Below are 19052 nucleotides of genomic sequence, written 5' to 3'. Positions count from 1 at the left end.
CGTCCGCTGGACGACCGACGCGGGGCCGACGGACATGCTGGGCCGACGTCGAACAGCAGGAGACGAGGAGGCCTCTCATGGCAGTTTCACTCGTGATCGCCGCACCGGCAGCCGCGCACATCGCGGTCCAGTCCGCTGCCACCACCGGCCTGACCTCCGGGCGACTGGTAGGCAGCACGGCTGCCCTCGTGGCACTGGCCGGCTTGATCATCGGCGGACTCGCTCTGGCCCGCTCCGCCGGTCGTCGCGGCATCGGCAACCGGCGAAACAGGGCCTTCATGGCCCTGGCGGCGGGACTGATCGGCCTGTCCATGGGCGTGGTGAACCTGGCGGTCGCCGACGGGGGCCCCGGCACCGGCAACGGCGTGGTCGCAGGTGGCATGGCTCTGGCCTTCGGGCTGATCGGCACGGTTCTCAGCGGTCTGGCACTCATCCGCGCTCGGCGCACCGGCTGACGGTGGCAGGGGCCGGCCTGTACGGCGTGGCGCGGATCGGGGTGTGCGGGGGCGGAGGGTGGGCGGGCGGGCCGCGAAGAGATCGCCCGGGTCGAGGGCGGTCACTTCGAGCCGGGGCGGTGCGTGCCCCGTACAGTTGAGTGACGGGAAGCCCACTTCCCCCTCGCGCCCATCCGTACGGGAGCACTCATGCACCACCCGTCCGGCAGCCCGGACGGCGACCCGGACGTACTGTTCGGGCTCGACGCCCTCTCCCCCGGCCCCACCGCACCCGACCGGCCCTCCGCGTTCCGCGTCTCCGCCGTGGCACGCCGGCTGCTGCCCGTGCGGGAGATCTACGCCGAGCCCGCGGCTGCCGCGTCCCCACGCGGAAGGCAGATCAGCGCCCGGTTCCCCGACGCCCGGATGACGATGGTCGACTCGCACTGGCGCATCCCCGGGCTGCACGGCAACCAGGGCAACATCGAGCGCTGGGTGCGTATCAAGGGGGAGACGCTGGTCCTGGGTGAGAAGAAGACCCTCACCACTCGCCCCAACGGCCGGTCCGCGGACTGGATCGCTCCCGGCACCTCCAACGGTTGCGCCATGGCCTGCGCCTACTGCTACGTGCCCCGGCGCAAGGGGTACGCCAACCCCATCACCGTCTTCACCAACATCGAAAGGATCATCGCCCACCTCGCCCGGCATGTGACACGGCAGGGGCCCAAGCCCGAGCCGAACCAGTGCGACCCCGAGGCGTGGGTGTACGACATCGGGGAGAACGGCGACTGCTCCGTGGATGCGCTGATCTGCGACAACACCGCGGACCTGGTGCACGCCTTCCGGGAGTGGCCCACGGCGAAGGCGTCCTTCGCCACCAAGTTCGTCAACCCCGACCTGCTGGGTTACGACCCGCGTGGCCGCACCCGCATCCGGTTCTCGCTGATGCCGCCGGACGACGCCCGGCTGCTCGATGTGCGCACCTCACCCGTCGCCGAGCGGATCGGCGCCGCCGCGGACTTCCTGGACGCGGGGTACGAGGTGCACTTCAACCTCTCCCCCGTGGTCGTCCGCCCCGGGTGGCAGGACGCCTGGGCCGAGCTGCTCACCCACCTCGACGACGTCCTGCCCCGGCGGGTGAAACAGCAGGCCGCCGCGGAGGTGATCATGCTGACCCACAACCAGGAGCTGCACGAGGTCAACCTCGGCTGGCATCCACGCGCCGAGGAGGCCCTGTGGCGGCCGGAACTCCAACAGGCCAAGCGCTCCGAGAACGGCGCACGGAACCTCCGCTACCGCAACAGCGTCAAGAGCGAGGCCGTACAGACACTACGCACCCTGATCGACCGCCACGCGCCGTGGCTCCGAGTGCGGTACGCCTTCTGAGCATCGGGCGGGACCAGTGAGGCGGCCGTCCGGGCCGACGACCGAGACGCCGGGCCCCTCAGTTCATTCCGGTGGAGTGACAAGGCAGAAGGGATGACCGACCGGGTCGGCGTAGACCCGGTATCCGACTGGCTTGTCCGACCCGTCGAGCAGTGTTGCGCCCAACGCGAGCACTTGCGGCTCCGCCAGGTCAAGATCCGCGACCATGACGTCGATGTGCATCTGCTGAGGACGGTCGGGGTCGGACCACTGGGGCGGTCGGAAGTCGAGGTCTCGCTGGAATGCCACGACTTCCCTTCCTGTCGCTGTGCCCAGGACGACGAACTCCACCGTGTCCTCGAGTCGGCTGAGTGACAGCAGACGCTCATAGAAGTCGGCGAGCTCGGACGGGTCGGGACAGTCGATGACGATGGCGTGAAGCTTTCCGATCATCCCGTTGACTATGGTGCCTACAGCGCTGCAGCACCAGGTGAGCAGTCCGTTCCGCCCCGGCCTGTGGCCTCCGTACTACGTTCGCTCGACTGCCTGAGCTCGGCCACGAGGAGCTGCAGCAGGCCGGGGCAGTGCTCCTCGATGTCCGCTCTGAGGAGTCTCAGTGCGCTTCCGTTGCCGTGGTCGCGTTGCGCCACCAGGCCCGCCTCGCGCAGCACTCGGAAGTGGTACGTACGCGTGGCCTTCTTCACCGGCAGGTCGAACGAGCCGCAGGCGCGCTCCTGGCCCTCGGGACCGCTCGCGAGTTCGGCGATCACTTTCCGCCGGGAGTCGTCCGCGAGCGCGGCGAACACTGTGCCGAGGTCCACGATCCTCCTTCAGCCGCAGGTATGAGTTGCATCGTACCTCGGTGCCTGATTAATCTCCCAGGTATGAACATTGTCGTACCTGAAGGAAGCGGCCCTGTCGGTATCTGCGGATTCGCCCGGCCGCGCCCTGAACGCGCCGAAGAACTGGAGCGTCTGCTGCTCTCGTTCGTCGAGCCCACTCGCGCCGAGCCGGGCGCCTGGCAGTATCAGGTGCACCGCGCTGCCGCCGACCCCACGACGCTGGTCTTCTACGAGCTGTGGCGTTCCGGTGACGACCTGCTCAGGCACCTCGCCCGACCCGATCTTGTCCGGTTCCAGGAGACTCGCATGGAGTACCTGCGTGAGGACCTGGAGATCCACTGGCTGACTCCGCTCACCGCAGAGACTCCGGCCCGCGGCCCACGGCAGGATGCGTAGCGCTGCACTGCGTGGTCACCAGGAGTCGGCGATCAGCTTCTTCACCTCGGGGGGCAGTCCGTTGCCGGAGTCGATCGCAAGGAACTTCACGTCGTCGGGTGCGTCTCCGACGGCGATGGCCACGGTGGGAGGGAGGCCGTCGACGGCGTAGGCGGTTTCCGTCGTGGACGGCTCCTCGCCCTTGTTCCGACCGCCGGTGTCGTCACAGGGCGGCTGGATCGCTGTGCCCAGTTCGTTGCCGACGGTGAACTCCACGTTGGCGACATCCCGGTAGGTGCGACCTTCGTAGGTCACCACGTAGGCGCACGACGCCGCGGCCTCGCCGCTGTCCTCCTCCGGCTCGCAGGCGGAAACCGACGCCGCGGCGGCTGCCGTCAGCAGTGCGAGCACGGATCGCTTGGCCCAGCGCATGAGGGGACCTCCAGGTTCGAATCCTCAACCGACATGTCCGAGTCCGAAGACGTGTCCGGCCTCATCAACACCGACGGAGTGGAGGTCCTGTTCGTTCGGGCGGTTTCTGGGCGCCCCTCGCGGGGCCGGGGCCCGTACAGACGGTCCCGGCCCCCGCGAGGTCGGGCTCATACGCGGTCGGCCGCGATCAGGACGTACTGGAAGGAGCCGTCCCGGTAGGACTCGATGAACGCCTTCTCGATCCCGGTGACCAGCGAGGACGTGGCCCGCAGCTCCCAGTAGGGCAGCGTGTCCGGGGTGAGGTCGACGATGGTCTGCGGCACGAGCCGGTTGTCGGCCATGGCGCGCAGATACTCGCGGCGGGAGTGGATATTGCACTCGAAGTGGGCGTTGATCTGGGAGACCCACTTCGACGGCTGGCCGTAGCGGGGGTTCCAGCAGCCGGTGATCGTCACGTACCGGCCGCCCACCTTGAGGAAGCGGGAGTGCTCGGCGAACAGGTCGTGCAGGTCGACGTACATCGTCGACTCGTTGTTCCACGAGGCGGTGACGCTGCCCTTGTCGAAGGGCGTGTCGAGCATGTTGCACACGCGGGAGCGGACGTGGTCCTCGATCCGCAGTTCTCGCGCGCGCCTGTTGCCGAAGTCGGCCTGGGTGGCGGACAGGGTGACGCCCTCCACCTTGCAGCCGAAGCGGCGATGGGCCATGACCATGGACCCTCCGCGCCCGCAGCCGGCGTCGACGAGGGTGTCGTCGGGCCCGACCGTGCCGAGGTGATCCATGAGGAACTCTGCCTGTGCCGACTCCAGCCGGTGCAGCTCCGCGATGAGCTTTTTCTCGTACTCGCTGTGGGCCGGGTCGCCGAGCGCGGCGTGGTCCACGGCGCCGATGCCGTAGTGGTGGTGGTAGAGCCCGTCCACGTCACCGAGACGGAGGTTGACCGGCCGCGCCTCGTTGTTCCAATAGCGGGCGATGTCCCCCTGGTACGGCGTCGCCGGGGCCGGGATCTTCGCGGAGAGGGTGGAGGTCGTTTCAGTGGTCACAGAGGTGTCCGTTCCTTACCAGAAGTCGGGCAGGGTGTAGCGGTAGGTGTTGGTGCGGTGCCAGTCGTGGTTGCCGTCGACCCAGGCGGCCACGCCTTTGAGGAAACGCAGCACGGGGGGCAGGGGGCAGGCCTCCGCGAGGTCGGCCGCGGCGGCCTCGAAGGCGTGCTGGAGTTCGTTGTGAACCTCGACGGCCTTCAGGTAGGCGTCGCGTTCGGAGAGCTGCTCGCGTTCGGCGATCACCACGGGCAGGTTCAGGTGGCGGCCAGGGCTGTTGAGTTCCTTTGTGTACGAGTAGAGGTCGTTGACGATGGTGGTCGCGTTGCCGGCGAGGGCGATGACCCGCTGCATGTCCGGCCGGGCGTGCAGGTCCGCGGGCAGTTCGTAGCCGCCGACGGTGTCGGTGATCGTGGGGCAGGGGCGGAAGTTGTTGAACTGGCGCATCGCCAGGTACTCCCACACCTCCGGGACGTGCTCGGTCTGCGCCCAGGCGGCCTCGGCGAGGTAGCCCATGTGCAGCCGGGCCATGTCGTGACGGAAGCGGTCGGCCTGGGAGTCCGTGGCCGCGCGGACGAAGTAGTCCATCGCGCTGCGGTACGCCCGTCGCGGGGCGTCCGAGGTGAGCGACTCGTGCCACGCCGGCGTGTACTGCGCGGTGGTGTGGAAGTGGTCGAGCGCGGTGTGCGCGAGCAGGAGGCGGCCGCCGAGTCCGACGGGGGACCCTCCGTGGTCCTCGCAATAGCAGTCGTCCACCGCGTTCTCCGCGACCATCAGCCGCGTGGCGAGCATCAGGTGGTCGACCGTCGGCGCGTCGGGATGGCAGGCGACCATGTACCGGCCGACGGAGAAGCCGTCGAACTGCCCCTCCCACTCCTCGGGGTAGAGCTGGACCTCGTCCTCGGCCCAGGCCTTGATCCGGCGGCTCACCTCCTCGACGCGCACAGGGTCCGGCTCCGGGACGGGGTGGTGGTAGAGGCCGGGCACGGCTTGCCCCGCGGCGGGCTCGGCGGGGTCCGGGGGGACCGGATCGGGGCGCGTGGGGGTGTACCTGCCGGCCAAGGAGAGCGAGCTCGTGCCCGGTCCGGTCGGTCCGCGCAGGATCCGCCGAAGGGCGGATCCGACCCCGACCGCGTCAGGCGCGTCCGGGACGGCGGATCCGACCGCAGCCGCCACAGACGTGTCCAGTACGGCGGATCCGACCGCAGCCGCCCCAGACGTGTCCAGTACGGCGGATTTGACGGCTGGCGTGTCAGGCGCGCCCAGGCCGGCGGTGGCGGCCGCCGAGGTCGGTGGCGTCGGCGGGCCGGGAATCGTCACCGGCGGATGCAGTGCGGCCAGAAAGTGCCGGGCGGTCGGCGTGATCTGACGGTCGGGGGCCGACGCGGTGGGGGCGTCCGGCATGGCGGTGGGCGATGCCGGACGTTGCTCAGGTGGGGATGTTCCGAAGGGCCCGGAGTCGGGCATCGGCGGCTCCTTGCTGCGGTGGGGTGGGCGCTGCATGGCAGGTGGGGGCGACAGGCATGCCCCTGCCGCGGATCAGGGCTTCAACGTGGCCTGGGCGCGATCTGCACGTTCTCCATCACTCCGAGGGCGTCGGGCAGGAGCACCGCGGCTGAGTAGTAGGTGCTGACGAGGTAGGAGATGATCGCCTGTTCGTTGATGCCCATGAACCGCACGGAGAGCCCCGGTTCGTACTCGTCCGGCAGTCCGGTCTGCCACAGGCCGATGACGCCCTGGTTCTTCTCGCCGGTGCGCATCGCGATGATGGAGCTGGTCTGCTCCTTGCTGATCGGGATCTTGTTGCAGGGCAGAATGGGGACACCGCGCCAGGCGGGGACGGATTGCCCGCCGAGGTCGACATGATCGGGGTAGAGGCCGCAGGCGTTGAAGCCGCGTCCGATGGCGGCGATGGTCCTGGGGTGGGCGAGGAACATCTTGGTGCCGCGCCGACGGCAGAGCAGATCGTCCATGTCGTCCGGGGTCGGCGGTCCGGAGCGGGGCTGGATGCGCTGCTTGAAGTCGGCGTTGTGCAGGAGCCCGAAGTCACGGTTGTTGATCAGCTCGTGTTCCTGGCGCTCGCGCAACGCCTCCACGGTGAGCCTGAGTTGCTCCTCGCTCTGGTTCATCGGACCGTTGTAGAGGTCGGCGACCCGGGTGTGGATCCTCAGGACGGTCTGCGCGACGGAGAGCTCGTACTCGCGCGGCTGCAGTTCGTAGTCCACGAAGGTGCCGGGCAGTTCGGCTTCGCCGACATGGCCGGCCGACAGGGCGATCTCGGCCTCGCCGTGCTTGTTCTGCCGCAGCCGCGAGCGGGAGCCGAACCGGTCGACGTGGGCCTGAAGGCTTGGGGCGGAGGCGAGAACCGCACTGAAGTCGGCGCGGGTGAGAGTGAGGAGGGTGCCGGAGGTCTCGGCGGTGGTCGTGCAGTCGTGGCGGGCGTCGGAGTCCAGCAGGGCGCCCTCACCGAAGTGGTCGCCGTCCGCGAGCACCCCGACCGCGATCTCTCCGCCGTACTTGCCCTCCGAGGTCCGGCTGACCCGGCCGTGGGCGATCAGGTGGAGCCGGTCTGCGGGGCTGCCCCGTTCTGCGAGGACTTCCCCCGCCGCGAAGTCGCGCTGCGTGCAGCGGTCGGCGAGGGCGGTGAGGACGTCCGTGTCCCCGAAGCCGCGCAGCAGGGCCAGTTCACCGAGCTCCCGGGGGATCACCCGGACCGTGGCGCCTTCCTGGACGAACTCGATGTGCCCGTCGCCGAGGGTGTGGCGCAGCCGCCGGTTGACCCGGTAGGCGCCGCCGTCGGCCTCGACCCAGGGCAGCATCCGCAGCAGCCAGCGGGAGGTGATCTCCTGCATCTGCGGAGCGGACTTGGTGGTGGTGGCGAGGTTGCGGGCAGCGGTCGTGCTCAGGGACTGCTGCGGCGGGTCGGACGTGGTCCGGGCTTCCGGGATGCTGTCGACGGTCATCGAGGGCAGGTGCTCCTTGCACGACGGGTCGTCCGGTGCACACGGGTGCGCCGACCGGGAGACAGGGAGGAGTGGGCAACGAGCGGGAAGGATCACGGGAATCCGTCCACCTGCAGAAAGCTAGCCGCTGAGGGGGCCGCATCCACCAGCGAGACGAGATGCTTACCTCGAAGCAGTGACAATCACTTGAATGCGGTTTATCGGTCCGTGATGTGTCATCGCCAGTCAGTGCCCGGTACCGCTCGGGATGTTTACGGCGTTCCGGGAAGCCGAACCGTGACGAGGAGGCCGCCGGCGGGGCGGGCGACGAGGTCGAGGGCCCCGTCGTGAGCGCGGACGACGCTGTGCACGATGGCGAGGCCCAGGCCGACACCGGCGTGCTCGTCGGTGCGTACGCGTTGCGTTCCGCGCCGGAAGGGCTCCGTGAGCGTCGGCAGCAGTTCCGCCGGCACGGGATGGCCCGTGTTCTCGACCCGCAGCAGGCACGTGTCGTTCCGGGTCTCGGTGTGGACCGTCACGGTGCCTGCAATGGGGAGGTTGTGGACGATCGCGTTCTGGAGGAGATTCGTCACCATCCGCAGCAGGAGCTCCGCGGAGCCGCTGGTTCGTGCCGCTGCGCCGATGACGTCGAGCGTGATGCCGCGCTGTTCGGCGAGGCCGAGCAGGTTTTCCGCGGCCTCTTCGGCGATCAGGGAGAGGTCGACGCTCTCGCGGGCGAGGTTCCCGCGGTCGCTGCGACTGAGCAGCAGGAGGGCCTCGGTGAGGGCGATCGAACGGATGTTGACGGCGTGCAGGCGGTCGAAGAGTTCGTCCTCGTTCCGCCGCGCGGGGTCCTTGCGGGCGAGGTCGAGCAGCGACTGTGAGATGGCCAGCGGGGTGCGCAGTTCGTGGGAGGCGTTCGCGGCGAACCTCCGCTGCTCGGCGACGTGCGCCTCGAGTTGCCCGAGCATCGTGTCGAACGTGTCGGCGAGTTCGCGGAATTCGTCCTGGCGGCCCTCCATGCGGACCCGGTGGGACAGCGATCCGTTCCCGGCCGTCCGTGCCGCGGCCGTGATCCGGGAGAGCGGTGCGCGCGCTTGTGCCGTGGTGCGCCACCAGCGGCGCGACGCCCACGCGGCCGACGCGGCGCCGACGGCGTTGACGATCACATCGTCCACGGAGGACACCCGGTCCAGCTGCAGTACGTACTGCGCCGTTTCGACCAGGACCGAGCAGCCCGCCCCGAGCGCCAGCACCCGCGGCACGGAAGCCAGCGCCGCGCACCGCATCGGGGCGAAGAACCCCAGTGCCGCGAAGACCAGCAGATTGCCGGCGATTCCGAGCGGGCCCATCGTGATCAGGTCTCCCAGCGGTATCAGGCTCACGCGGCCGGGGACTGTGCCCGCCCCTGCGCCCGGCATGAGGATCATCCAGACGAACGGCACCGTCCCGTGGACCATGCCCACCTCGGCCAGCGACATCCGCCACGCCCCCACGACGCCGGCGGCACGCCGGCGGCGCGCCAGAGTCCACGCCACCAGCGCGGCCAACGGCAGCGTGACCAGAGTCATGAGCACGACGCCGGTGAACGTGTCGAAGCAGCCGTGCCACCGACCGCCATGCACGTCGGAGCGGCCATCATGAGCGGCCGCCGCACGACGTACACGGCACCCGCCACGGTGAGAATCCCAAGGGCGGACAACACGATCTCGCGCGTGCGGCGGGGCGGTGGGGGCTGGAATGCGTTCTGGGCCATGTCCCCATTGCAAAGAGAGGACCGTTGCGGTGGCGTATCCGCTTTTCGATACGCCGGCGATACCACCATGGCGGGGAAGAGCCCGCCTCTCCCCCAGTGACCGGAACTGCTCCGTCGCAGCCGGCGGAGCGCTAGTGTCGAACCCCGTGATCGTATGGCTCAACGGCACCCATGGCGCAGGCAAGACGACGACCAGTGCACTCGTGCAGAAGCTGATTCCGGATTCACGGGTTTTCGACGCCGAGAAGGTCGGCGAGACACTCATGGACATCACGCCGGCGCTGCCCGGGCCCGGCACGGACAACTTCCAGGACTGGCCGCCGTGGCGGCCGCTGGTCGTCGAGACGGCCCGCCGCGTACTCGACTACACCGGCGGCACTCTGGTGATCCCCATGACCGTCCTGGTCGAGCAGTACTGGCGGGAGATCAGCGCCGGGCTCGCCCAACACTCCATCGAGGTACGGCACTTCGTCCTCCACGCCGACCAGGACACCCTCCGCCGGCGCATCGAGAGCGAACATGTCGTCCCCTCCCCCTTCCGTCTCAGATACCTCGCGCCCTACGCCGAGGCCGCCCGCACGTGGCTGCACAGCGCGGCCGAGGTCGTCGACACCACGCACCTCACGCCCGACCAGGCCGCCCTGCGCATCGCAGAGGCCGTCGGGACGCGGCGCCCCTGATCGGTCGGCCACACTCATCGGTAGCCTGCGTCACCATGATGCGCGTCTGGATCCTGCCCATGCTGCTCGTGCTCTGCGGCTCCGTCGCCGCGACCGGACTGGTCTTCGCGGGGAGCCCCGGCACGGCAGCCGCACTGCTGCTGGTGTTCCTGCTGCTCGCCGGTGTGAACTCGCCGCTGGTCTTCCCGAGATCGATCGGTGCAGAGGAGGCACGACAACGCAGCACGGTCGACGGCCGACCGGTCGTGTTCTGGCGGCCGGGCTGCGCCTACTGCCTGCGCCTGCGTATCCGGTTGGGGCGGAGCGCTCGCCAGGTGTACTGGGTGGACATCTGGCGTGACCCGGCCGGAGCCGCGGCGGTCAGGGAGGCCAACGACGGCAACGAGACCGTGCCGACTGTCGTCGTGGACGGCCGCTCACACACCAACCCCGATCCGGCGTGGGTCCGCAGCCGGCTCTCCCCGTCCCGGTGACGCGGAGCCCCCGTCATCGCAGGTGACGGCTACTCCTGCGTGCTCACCACCGGGGCGTCTTCTCAGGGCAGGAGCGGATGCCCGGTGGAACCGGCACAGGGCGGTCGGTCCACCGCCCCGCTCCACTCGACGGTCGGTCCACCGCCCCGCACGACTCGACGGTCAGTGCACGGCCCTGCTCCACTCGACGGTCAGTCCACTGCCCCGCTCCACTCGACGGTCAGTGCACGGCCCTGCGCGCGTCCCGCCTCGGCGGCCGGGCGGCGCGTGGACGGGTCCAGCGCATTGGGACCGACCGCGGCCCGCGACGCCTCGTCCGGTTCGACGACCGCGACCTGGGCACCTCGCGCCCGCAGCTCCTCGATGGAGCGCTCCACCGGCACATCGCTGGGGAACGGCTCGACGGCACCCATCGGCGCGATCACGAGTACGCGCGAAGCGCCCGCGGCGTGGTCGGCGTTGGCGACGGAACGCACACCGCCGTCGACGTACCGGCGCCCGTCGATCGTGACCGGCGGCCAGATACCCGGAACGGCGCAACTCGCCGCGACGGCGTCGACCAGGCTCACGCCGGAGTCGTTGTCGAACACCCGCTGCTGCCCGCTCTCGGCATCCACCGCCACGATGCGCACGGTGCGCGCGGGCCATTCGTGCGACGGCAGCCGCGACTCGATGACCGCGCGGCGCCGGGACTCCGGCACGGTCCGGGCACGGAGCGCCAGCTGTCCGACCGCGCGCCGCATCTCGCCCACGTCGGCCGCGCCGTCCAGCGCGGCGCCCATCTGCGCGGCGAATGCGTCCAGATCCATCTCCGCCATGATCTCGGCAGCCTGCAGGGCGGGATCGACCTGCCGGGCGTACAACTCCTCCAGGGGCAGTCCGCTGCCCAGCTGTGCTGCGACGACCGACCCGGCGGAGGTGCCCACGATCACGTCGGCTCCCGTCACGTCCTGCCCGGCGTCCGCCAGGCCCGCCAGCAGCCCCGTGGTCCAGGCGATGCCCCCGACTCCACCGCCGCCCAGCACCAACGCGTCTGTCATGTCCGCCCCTTGCGTTGTGGAGTGATCGCTGAGGATCGGAATCGTAGGCCCGCAGCAGTACGAGGACTTCCGCCCCGGTGGCGCCGGGGCGGGCCCGTCAGGCATCTCGGGCCGGTGCACCGTCTGGAAGGTGCCGCTGGGGCGAGTTGTCCGAAGGCATGGTGGCCAGCCGGGGAGGTACCGCTACGTCGTGCCCCGTGCCAGGCGGGCGCAGCTCCGGATCGATTCGCCCTGCGGGAGCCGTCGCTACGGCAGGCTCGGATCCGGAGGCACCGGAGGCGTCGGTCAGGGCGATGCGGGCCGTGATGCGTTTGCCGACCGCCTCCCGGTCGACGGACAGGTCCTCCGACACGGCCTTGACGATCTCCAGGCCGTGGCCGCCGATCCTGCCCGGATCCGCGGCCCGGGGCGCCGGGACCTCGGGATCGCTGTCCCATACGACCACTTCCACGGCGCCGGCGGTCAGACCCAGCTCCACCAGGACGGGCCCCGGCGCGTACTTGCAGGCGTTGGTGACCAGTTCGCTCACCACGAGCTGGGTGAGGTCCCTCGCGCGCGCTGTCACCAGCAGTTCGTACTCTTCGCCCGCCTGGTCGAGGAAGGCGGCCGCGTGCTGGCGCGCGTCCGCGATGCAGCCGTCGTCGCCGCCCAGGGCGAAGCCGACGCGCACCAAGTACTCGTCGCGTGCTGTACAGCCGTCACCGTCGGTATCATCTGCCACTGGCCTCGCCTCACTCCCCGTTTCGCGCGCGACTACCCCCCTGGTCGGCATGCATGCCGCCCGGGTGATGTTCGAGACAATCCCGTAGGTGCATCCGGGCGGCCGGTGGGGCAGAATCATCCGCGCACGTCCTGAACCGGTGACAAGCCTAAATCGCAGTCGAGGAGACCGTGGCCCACATCGAACCAGCGGACCGGCCAGAACGGCTCTCCGTCGAACACCGCATGGTCGAGGGCATCCGTGTCGTGACCCTGCGGGGCGAAATCGATCACGACGTCCAGGATGTGCTGCGGCAGGCCCTGCAGGCCGAGGGCGGGGCGGTGCCGCCGCGCATAGTCGCCGATCTCAACGCGGTGACGTTCATGGACTCCAGCGGCATCAACGTCTTCGTCGCGGCCTACCAGCAGCTGAGCGACGCGGACGGTTGGGTGCGCATCGCCGGCGCCCAGGACTCCGTCCTGCGCGTCCTGCAACTGGTCGGCGTCGACACGCTCATCCCCTGCCACCCCACGACCGAGCAGGCCCTGACCGCCTGACCGCCCCCTGCGGACGGGCCGCCGGGCAGCACGGTGAGGCGTAAGGCGCTGCACGGCCGTGCCCTGCCGCCGGTTCCGCCTCAGGCGGGAGCCTGCGCTGTGTGGAGTGCGCCGATCGTGGCGGCGAGGGTGCCCGGCAGGAAGCGGAGAACCGTTTCGGCAGGCGGGTTGGAGGCGGGCTCCAGTCAGCCGCCGGTGAGCGGAACTCTGATGCACCCTGCGGTGGCCGAGGATAGGCCTAGACCCTTTCCTGAACCCGGGCTAGGCTCTGCCGGGCGTATCCGAGAGCGCTCTCAAGCTCTGCTGTTCCACCCCCACCTGCTGGAACAACGAAGGGGCATCCCTTGAGACGCACCACCATCCTGCGCACCGGACTGTCCGCACTCCTCCTGCTCGGCACCTGGGGGACCGCGAGCGCCCTGCCGGCCTCCGCCGCGGACACTCCCGTGCGATCCGCCCAGGCACCGGCTTCCCCCGAACTCCTCTCCGCGATGCAGCGCGACCTGGGGCTGACCCGGGACGAGGCCGAGGCGCGCCTGGCCGCCGAGAAGAACGCGACGGACGTCGAACGCAAGGCGCAAAAGGCCGCGGGCCCGGCCTACGGCGGCTCCTGGTTCGATGCCCGCAGTGGCGGACTCACCGTCGCCGTCACCCGCGCCGCGCGGGCCGACGCGGTCCGCGCGACCGGAGCGACCGTACGGCTCGTGCGGCACGACGCACGGCAACTCGACGCGGCGAAGAAGAGCATCGACGCGCTGCCCGCCCCCGCCGGAGTCGCGAGTTGGCACGTCGATCCCAAGGCCAACAAGGTCGTCGTCGGCATCGTCGAGTCGCACCGGGACGACAACGATGTCCGGGCCTTCCTCGCCCGAGCCCGCCAGGCCGGTCCCGTGACGGTGCGGCAGACTCCGGCCGCACCGCGTACCTTCGCCGCCGGCACCGTGGGCGGCGACCCGTACTACACCGGCAACGTCCGCTGCTCCATAGGCTTCTCCGTGCACGGCGGCTTCGTCACCGCCGGGCACTGCGGCTCCCCGAGCGCGGCGGTGTACGGCTGGGACCGGTCGTACATCGGCAATTTCCAGGGGTCGTCGTTCCCGGGCAACGACTACGCCTGGGTGAACGTGGGCAGTGGCTGGTGGACCGTGCCGGTGGTGCTGGGCTGGGGCACGATTCCCGACCGGCTCGTCCGCGGTTCCGCCGAGGCACCGGTGGGTGCCTCCGTCTGCCGCTCCGGTTCCACCACGCACTGGCACTGCGGCACCGTGCTGGCGAAGAACGAGACGGTGAACTACCGCGAGGGCGCCGTCCATCAGATGACCAAGACGAGCGTCTGCGCCGAGCCGGGTGACTCCGGTGGCTCCTTCATCAGCGGCGACCAGGCCCAGGGCGTCACCTCGGGCGGCTGGGGCAACTGCGCCGGGGGCGGCGAGACGTGGCATCAGCCGGTCAACGAGATCCTCAACCGGTACGGACTGACGCTGCATACCGCCTGACCCTCACCAGCACGCCGAGCGGGCCCCGGCACGGAACGGCCACCGGAGCCCGCTCGGAGCGCCCGGCGTCCTCCAGCGGTCTGCGGCTCGGTCAAAGGCGTTCGATGATGGTCACGTTGGCCTGGCCGCCGCCCTCGCACATCGTCTGCAGCCCGTAGCGGCCGCCGGTGCGTTCCAGCTCGTGCAGGAGGGTGGTCATGAGCCGGGTTCCGGTGGCTCCGAGCGGGTGGCCGAGGGCGATGGCGCCGCCGTTGGCGTTGACCTTCTCCGGGTCGGCGCCGGTCTCCTTCAGCCAGGCCAGCACCACCGAGGCGAAGGCCTCGTTGATCTCGACCAGGTCGATCTCGTCGAGCGTCATCCCGGATTTCTTCAGGGCGTACGCGGTGGCCGGGATCGGAGCGGTCAGCATGCGGATGGGGTCCTCGCCGCGCACCGAGAGGTGGTGGACGCGGGCCCTGGGGGTCAGGCCGTGCTCCCGTACGGCCCGCTCCGACGCGATGAGCATGGCCGAGGCGCCGTCGGAGATCTGGGACGAGAGGGCGGCCGTGAGCCGGCCGCCCTCCACCAGTGGCTGCAGGCCCGCCATCTTCTGCCGGCTGGTGTCGCGGCGCGGTCCCTCGTCGTGGACGACGTCGCCGTAGGCGACGGTCTCCCGGGCGAAGCGGCCCTCGTCGATGGCCCGGATCGCCCGCCGGTGGGAGCGGAAGGCGAACTCCTCCATGGATTCCCGTGAGATGTCCCATGTGCGGGCGATCTCCTCGGCACCGAGGAACTGGTTGACCGGCCGGTCGCCGTAGCGGGCCCGCCAGCCCGCCGAGCCGGCGAACGGGCCCTCGGTCAGGCCCAGCGGGGCGGCGGCCTGCCGGGTGGCGAAGGCGATGGGGATCTGCGACATGTTCTGCACGCCGCCGGCGACGACCAGGTCCTGGGTGCCGGAGAGGACTCCCTGCGCGGCGAAGTGCAGGGCCTGCTGCGAGGAGCCGCACTGGCGGTCGACGGTCACACCGGGTACCTCTTCGGGCAGTCCGGCGGCCAGCCAGCAGGTGCGCGCTATGTCACCGGCCTGCGGGCCGACGGTGTCGAGGCAGCCGAACACCACGTCCTCGACGGCGGCCGGGTCGACGCCGGAGCGCTCCATCAGCGCGGTCAGCACATGGGCGCCCAGGTCGGCCGGGTGGATGGCGGACAGTCCGCCGCCCCGTCGGCCGACCGGGGTGCGCACCGCTTCGACGATGTAGGCCTCGGCCATGGCGTCTCCTTCTGTGGGCCTGCGGATGCAGGACTGCCTATGTGTCGTGCAGTGCGATGCCCTCCAGCACCATCGACAGGTACTGACGGGCGATCTCCTCGGGGCTGTGCCGGCCGCCCGGCCGGTACCAGGACGCGGCGACCCAGACCGTGTCGCGAACGAAGCGGTAGGTGAGCCGTACGTCCAGGTCGGGCCGGAAGACCTTGGCGGCCACTCCGCGCTCCAGCGTGCCGAGCCACGCCTTCTCGAACTTCTGCTGCGACTCGACGAGATAGGCGAAGTGCGGCTGGGTCCCGAGGTGCCTGGACTCCTTCTGGTAGATGGCGACCGCGTCGAGGTGCCGGTCGATCTCCCGGAAGGACTCGGTCACAAGGGCCTCCAGGGTTTCCCTGGGGCCGAGCCCGGCGCCGAGCACGGCGTCGTACCGGGCCCAGAGTTCGTCCAGGAAGCCGGAGAGGATCTCGTCCAGCATCGACTCCTTGGAATCGAAGTGGTAATAGAGGCTGCCCGCCAGCATCCCCGCCGCGTCCGCGATCTTGCGGACGGTCGTGGCGTTGTAGCCCTGCGCGGCGAACACCCGGGCCGCGATGGCCAGGAGTTCCTCGCGCCGCTCGGGCGGGCTCACCCTGGACTTCTTGTGGTCGCTGTTGCTGCTTTTCGGCACGGGACCATTCTCGCCTCACGGGTGCTGGCTGCTGACCGACAGGACCTCGCCGGTCAGGTACGACGCGTAGCCGCTGGCCAGGAACACGATCACGTTGGCCACCTCCCACGGTTCGGCACAGCGCCCGAAGGCCTCCCGGCCGGTCAGTTCCTCCAGCAGTTCGGGGGTGGTGACCTTGGCGAGGTGCGGGTGCATGGCCAGGCTCGGGGAGACGGCGTTCACCCGCACTCCATAGGCGGCGGCCTCCACCGCGGCACAGCGGGTGAGGGCCATGACACCGGCCTTCGCGGCGGCGTAGTGGGCCTGGCCCTGCTGTGCGCGCCAGCCGACCACCGAGGCGTTGTTGACGACGACGCCTCCGGCGCCCGCGGCTTTCATCCGCCGCAGTGCGGCACGGGTGCAGCGGAAGGTGCCGTTGAGAGTGACGTCGAGGACCCTGTCCCACTGTTCGTCGGTCATGTCGACGACATCGGCGGTGCCGCCGAGGCCCGCGTTGTTGACCACGATGTCGAGGCTTCCGTGGTGTTGCTCGGCGTGGTCGAACAGCGCGGTGACCTGGTCCTCGTCCGTGACGTCGCAGCGCAGTGCGGTGACGCGGTCGGCGCCGAACTCGGCAGCCAGTCCGGCCTCGGACTCCTTCAGGCGGCGGGCGTGGACGTCGGAGATCACGACCCGTGCGCCCTCCTCCAGCAGCCGCCGGGCGGTCGCGCCGCCGATGCCGGCTCCCGCGGCGGCGGTGACGACGGCCGTGCGGCCGATGAGCAGGTGGTGGCCGGGCAGGTACGGCGGTGGGGTCGCGGTCATGGCCTACCTCCTCGGGCAGCGTCCCGTCACCGCCGTCCGTTGCGTGGGGGCTGTGGCGCTGGGCGACTCTCGACGGCCGACGACCCGTACGTTAACCTACCAAACACTTGTTAGGGAAGGAGGAGGCGATGTCCACTGCCCGCACCGCGCCCCCGGACCCCGTCCGCTACGAGCGCCGCGGCGCCGTCGCCCAGGTGACGATGGACCGGCCCGAGTACCGCAACGCCCAGAACTCGGCGATGACCTACGCCCTGGACCGGGCTTTCTACCGTGCGGCGGACGACGACGAGGTGAAGGTCGTGGTCCTCGCCGGAGCGGGGCAGCACTTCTCCGCCGGCCACGACATCGGCACCCCCGAGCGGGACGCGCACCTGCCGTTCGACCGCACAGCGGGACTCTGGTGGGACCACTCGCAGAAGAAGGGGGCCGAGAGCCGCTTCGCCCGCGAGTCCGAGGTGTACCTGGGCATGTGCCGGCGCTGGCGCGAACTGCCCAAGCCGGTCATCGCCTCCGTACAGGGCGCGTGCGTGGCCGGCGGGCTGATGCTTGCATGGGTGTGCGATCTCATCGTCGCCTCCGAGGACGCCTTCTTCGCCGACCCGGTGGTGCGCATGGGGATCCCGGGCGTCGAGTACTTCGCCCACCCGTGGGTGATGCCGCCGCGGATCGCCAAGGAGTTCCTCTACACCGGCGACCGGATGAGCGCGCGGCGCGCCTACGAGGTCGGCATGGTCAACCGGGTCGTGCCCCGCGAGGAACTGACCGAGCACACCCTGGAGCTGGCCGAGCGGATCGCGGGGATGCCCCGGATGGGGCTGGCGCTGACGAAGCGGGCGGTCAACCAGGCCGAGGACCTCCAAGGGCTGCATGCGGGGCTGGACTCGGTCTTCGGGCTGCACCACCTCGCCCACGCGCACAACGCGGAGACCGGCGACGACTCGCTCGGCGGGATGGACGTGCGCGCCATGAAGGAGGCGCGCCGCTGATGGATCTCGACTTCACCGCCGGCGAGGACACCTTCCGGGCGCAGGCGCGGGACTGGCTCGACGCCCGTGTGCCGTCCGTCCCGCTGCCGTCGCTGGAGACCGCGGAAGGCTTCGCCGCCCACCGGGAATGGGAGGGCACGCTGTTCGCCGACCGGTGGTCGGTGGTCTCCTGGCCCGAGGAGTTCGGCGGCCGGGGCTCCTCCCTGCTGGAGTGGCTGATCTTCGAGGAGGAGTACTACCGGGCCGGCGCGCCCGGCCGGGTCTCGCAGAACGGCATCCACCTCCTCGCGCCCACGCTCTTCGAGCACGGCACCGACGAGCAGCGTGCGCGGGTGCTGCCGTCCATGGCGAGCGGTGAGGTGATCTGGGCGCAGGCCTGGTCCGAGCCGGAGGCGGGGTCCGACCTGGCCTCGCTGCGGTCCACCGCCGTGCGGACCGAGGGTGGCTGGCGCATCAGCGGCCAGAAGACGTGGTCGTCCCGGGCGGCCTTCGCCGACCGCGCGTTCGGCCTGTTCCGCGGCGATCCGGACGCGGACCGGCCGCACCAGGGTCTGACGTATTTGATGTTTCCGCTGGACGCGGACGGAGTGACCGTACAGCCCATCGGGCGGCTGGACGGCAAGCCCGCCTTCGCCGAGCTGTTCCTGGACGACGTCTTCGTACCCGACGAGGACGTCATCGGGGAGCCGGGGCAGGGCTGGCGGGTCGCGATGAGCACCAGCGACAACGAGCGCGGGCTGACCCTGCGCAGCCCCGGCCGCTTCACCGCCGCAGCCGACCGGCTGACCGCACTGTGGCACTCCAGCACGGACCCCGACTCCACAGCGGCCCTCACCTCCGGCTCCGGCTACGGCTCCTTCTCCCACGACCCCGCCCTGCGCGACCGGGTGGCCGACGCGGTGATCGGCGCTCGTGCCTACCAGTTGTTCGCCTACGCCCACGCCTCACGCATCGCCGCCGGTGGATCGATCGGCGCCGAGTCCAGCCTCAACAAGGTCTTCTGGTCCGAGCTGGACATCGCGCTGCACGAGACCGCCCTCGACCTGCTCGGTCCCTGGGGCGAGTTGTCCGACGAGTCCACCGAGGCGCCTGCGGACGGCAGTTGGGCCGAGGGGTACACCTTCTCCCTGGCCGGGCCGATCTACGCCGGCACCAACGAGATCCAGCGCGACATCATCGCCGAGCGGCTGCTCGGCCTGCCGAAGGGACGCCGGTGA

General features: G+C 70.4%; 20 protein-coding genes and 1 pseudogene. 9 read left to right on the top strand and 12 right to left on the bottom strand.

Annotated elements, in window-relative coordinates:
* The first annotated feature begins 77 nt into the window (after positions 1-77).
* Both FDO69_RS23340 and FDO69_RS23335 read left to right on the top strand, forming a co-directional pair.
* The gene (locus tag FDO69_RS23340) at positions 78-455 is read left to right on the top strand and encodes a DUF6223 family protein (protein ID WP_167526661.1); all 378 of its coding nucleotides are present in this window, start codon (positions 78-80) and stop codon (positions 453-455) included.
* 189 nt (positions 456-644) lie between these two features.
* A complete protein-coding gene (locus tag FDO69_RS23335; protein WP_104781788.1) occupies positions 645-1820 on the top strand; it encodes a spore photoproduct lyase family protein in 1176 nt (391 codons plus the stop codon).
* Positions 1821-1883: 63 nt separating this feature from the next.
* Here the strand turns inward: FDO69_RS23335 and FDO69_RS23330 are convergent, their stop codons facing one another.
* Together FDO69_RS23330 and FDO69_RS23325 are read right to left on the bottom strand one after the other, a co-directional pair.
* Positions 1884-2252 carry a VOC family protein gene (locus FDO69_RS23330; RefSeq protein ID WP_104781787.1) on the bottom strand — a complete coding sequence of 123 codons (369 nt, stop codon included), beginning with the start codon at positions 2250-2252 and terminating at the stop codon, positions 1884-1886.
* Positions 2253-2269: 17 nt separating this feature from the next.
* Positions 2270-2620: an ArsR/SmtB family transcription factor gene (locus FDO69_RS23325; RefSeq protein ID WP_104781786.1), complete on the bottom strand. Its 351-nt coding sequence runs from the start codon at positions 2618-2620 to the stop codon at positions 2270-2272.
* A 63-nt stretch (positions 2621-2683) separates the two neighbouring features.
* Between FDO69_RS23325 and FDO69_RS23320 the strand changes: the two genes are divergently transcribed.
* Positions 2684-3037, top strand: coding sequence for a putative quinol monooxygenase (locus FDO69_RS23320; protein WP_104781785.1), 354 nt, complete (start codon positions 2684-2686; stop codon positions 3035-3037).
* Between the two features lie 15 nt (positions 3038-3052).
* On the opposite strand, the gene FDO69_RS23315 is transcribed toward FDO69_RS23320, so the two are convergent.
* The 5 genes from FDO69_RS23315 to FDO69_RS41310 form a co-directional block, all read right to left on the bottom strand.
* Positions 3053-3448, bottom strand: a complete 396-nt coding sequence (locus FDO69_RS23315) for a DUF6281 family protein (protein ID WP_104781784.1) — start codon at positions 3446-3448, stop codon at positions 3053-3055.
* A 167-nt stretch (positions 3449-3615) separates the two neighbouring features.
* Entirely contained in the window at positions 3616-4491 is an 876-nt protein-coding gene (locus FDO69_RS23310; protein ID WP_104781783.1) for a geranyl diphosphate 2-C-methyltransferase, read from the bottom strand.
* A 15-nt stretch (positions 4492-4506) separates the two neighbouring features.
* Positions 4507-5955 carry a family 2 encapsulin nanocompartment cargo protein terpene cyclase gene (locus tag FDO69_RS23305; RefSeq protein ID WP_167526660.1) on the bottom strand — a complete coding sequence of 483 codons (1449 nt, stop codon included), beginning with the start codon at positions 5953-5955 and terminating at the stop codon, positions 4507-4509.
* Positions 5956-6035: 80 nt separating this feature from the next.
* Positions 6036-7451, bottom strand: coding sequence for a family 2B encapsulin nanocompartment shell protein (locus tag FDO69_RS23300; RefSeq protein WP_104781781.1), 1416 nt, complete (start codon positions 7449-7451; stop codon positions 6036-6038).
* A gap of 251 nt (positions 7452-7702) precedes the next feature.
* Positions 7703-9001 (bottom strand): ATP-binding protein, encoded by a 1299-nt coding sequence (locus tag FDO69_RS41310; protein WP_234388044.1) that lies wholly within the window; start codon positions 8999-9001, stop codon positions 7703-7705.
* 331 nt (positions 9002-9332) lie between these two features.
* On the opposite strand from FDO69_RS41310, the gene FDO69_RS23285 reads away from it, so the two are divergent.
* Complete coding sequence (locus FDO69_RS23285) at positions 9333-9866, top strand: AAA family ATPase (protein WP_104781849.1); 534 nt, start codon at positions 9333-9335, stop codon at positions 9864-9866.
* 35 nt (positions 9867-9901) lie between these two features.
* Positions 9902-10339, top strand: coding sequence for a glutaredoxin domain-containing protein (locus FDO69_RS23280; RefSeq protein WP_104781780.1), 438 nt, complete (start codon positions 9902-9904; stop codon positions 10337-10339).
* Positions 10340-10530: 191 nt separating this feature from the next.
* Here FDO69_RS23280 and FDO69_RS23275 read toward each other — a convergent pair whose 3' ends face one another.
* Together FDO69_RS23275 and FDO69_RS42165 are read right to left on the bottom strand one after the other, a co-directional pair.
* A complete protein-coding gene (locus tag FDO69_RS23275) occupies positions 10531-11379 on the bottom strand; it encodes a patatin-like phospholipase family protein (RefSeq protein WP_104781779.1) in 849 nt (282 codons plus the stop codon).
* A gap of 274 nt (positions 11380-11653) precedes the next feature.
* Positions 11654-12151: pseudogene (locus FDO69_RS42165) on the bottom strand (ATP-binding protein); the annotation flags it as partial.
* Positions 12152-12270: 119 nt separating this feature from the next.
* On the opposite strand from FDO69_RS42165, the gene FDO69_RS23265 reads away from it, so the two are divergent.
* Positions 12271-12636, top strand: coding sequence for an STAS domain-containing protein (locus FDO69_RS23265; RefSeq protein ID WP_104781778.1), 366 nt, complete (start codon positions 12271-12273; stop codon positions 12634-12636).
* A gap of 344 nt (positions 12637-12980) precedes the next feature.
* Positions 12981-14132: a S1 family peptidase gene (locus FDO69_RS23260; protein ID WP_170320931.1), complete on the top strand. Its 1152-nt coding sequence runs from the start codon at positions 12981-12983 to the stop codon at positions 14130-14132.
* Between the two features lie 91 nt (positions 14133-14223).
* On the opposite strand, the gene FDO69_RS23255 is transcribed toward FDO69_RS23260, so the two are convergent.
* From FDO69_RS23255 to FDO69_RS23245, 3 genes are read right to left on the bottom strand one after another with little or no spacing between them, the layout of a single operon-like run.
* Positions 14224-15381 (bottom strand): acetyl-CoA C-acetyltransferase, encoded by a 1158-nt coding sequence (locus tag FDO69_RS23255; protein WP_104781777.1) that lies wholly within the window; start codon positions 15379-15381, stop codon positions 14224-14226.
* 37 nt (positions 15382-15418) lie between these two features.
* Positions 15419-16045 (bottom strand): TetR/AcrR family transcriptional regulator, encoded by a 627-nt coding sequence (locus tag FDO69_RS23250; RefSeq protein ID WP_420878530.1) that lies wholly within the window; start codon positions 16043-16045, stop codon positions 15419-15421.
* Positions 16046-16060: 15 nt separating this feature from the next.
* Positions 16061-16849: an SDR family oxidoreductase gene (locus tag FDO69_RS23245; RefSeq protein ID WP_104781776.1), complete on the bottom strand. Its 789-nt coding sequence runs from the start codon at positions 16847-16849 to the stop codon at positions 16061-16063.
* A gap of 128 nt (positions 16850-16977) precedes the next feature.
* Here FDO69_RS23245 and FDO69_RS23240 point away from each other — a divergent pair, with 128 nt between their 5' ends.
* On the top strand, positions 16978-17835 hold the full coding sequence (locus tag FDO69_RS23240; protein WP_104781775.1) for an enoyl-CoA hydratase: 858 nt from the start codon (positions 16978-16980) through the stop codon (positions 17833-17835).
* Positions 17835-19052: an acyl-CoA dehydrogenase family protein gene (locus FDO69_RS23235; protein WP_104781774.1), complete on the top strand. Its 1218-nt coding sequence runs from the start codon at positions 17835-17837 to the stop codon at positions 19050-19052. The genes FDO69_RS23240 and FDO69_RS23235 overlap by 1 nt, the downstream gene beginning before the upstream one ends.

The sequence above is a fragment of the Streptomyces tibetensis genome (assembly GCF_007655005.1).
Lineage (GTDB): Bacteria > Actinomycetota > Actinomycetes > Streptomycetales > Streptomycetaceae > Streptomyces > Streptomyces tibetensis.
This window is presented reverse-complemented; position numbering and strand designations above follow the sequence as displayed.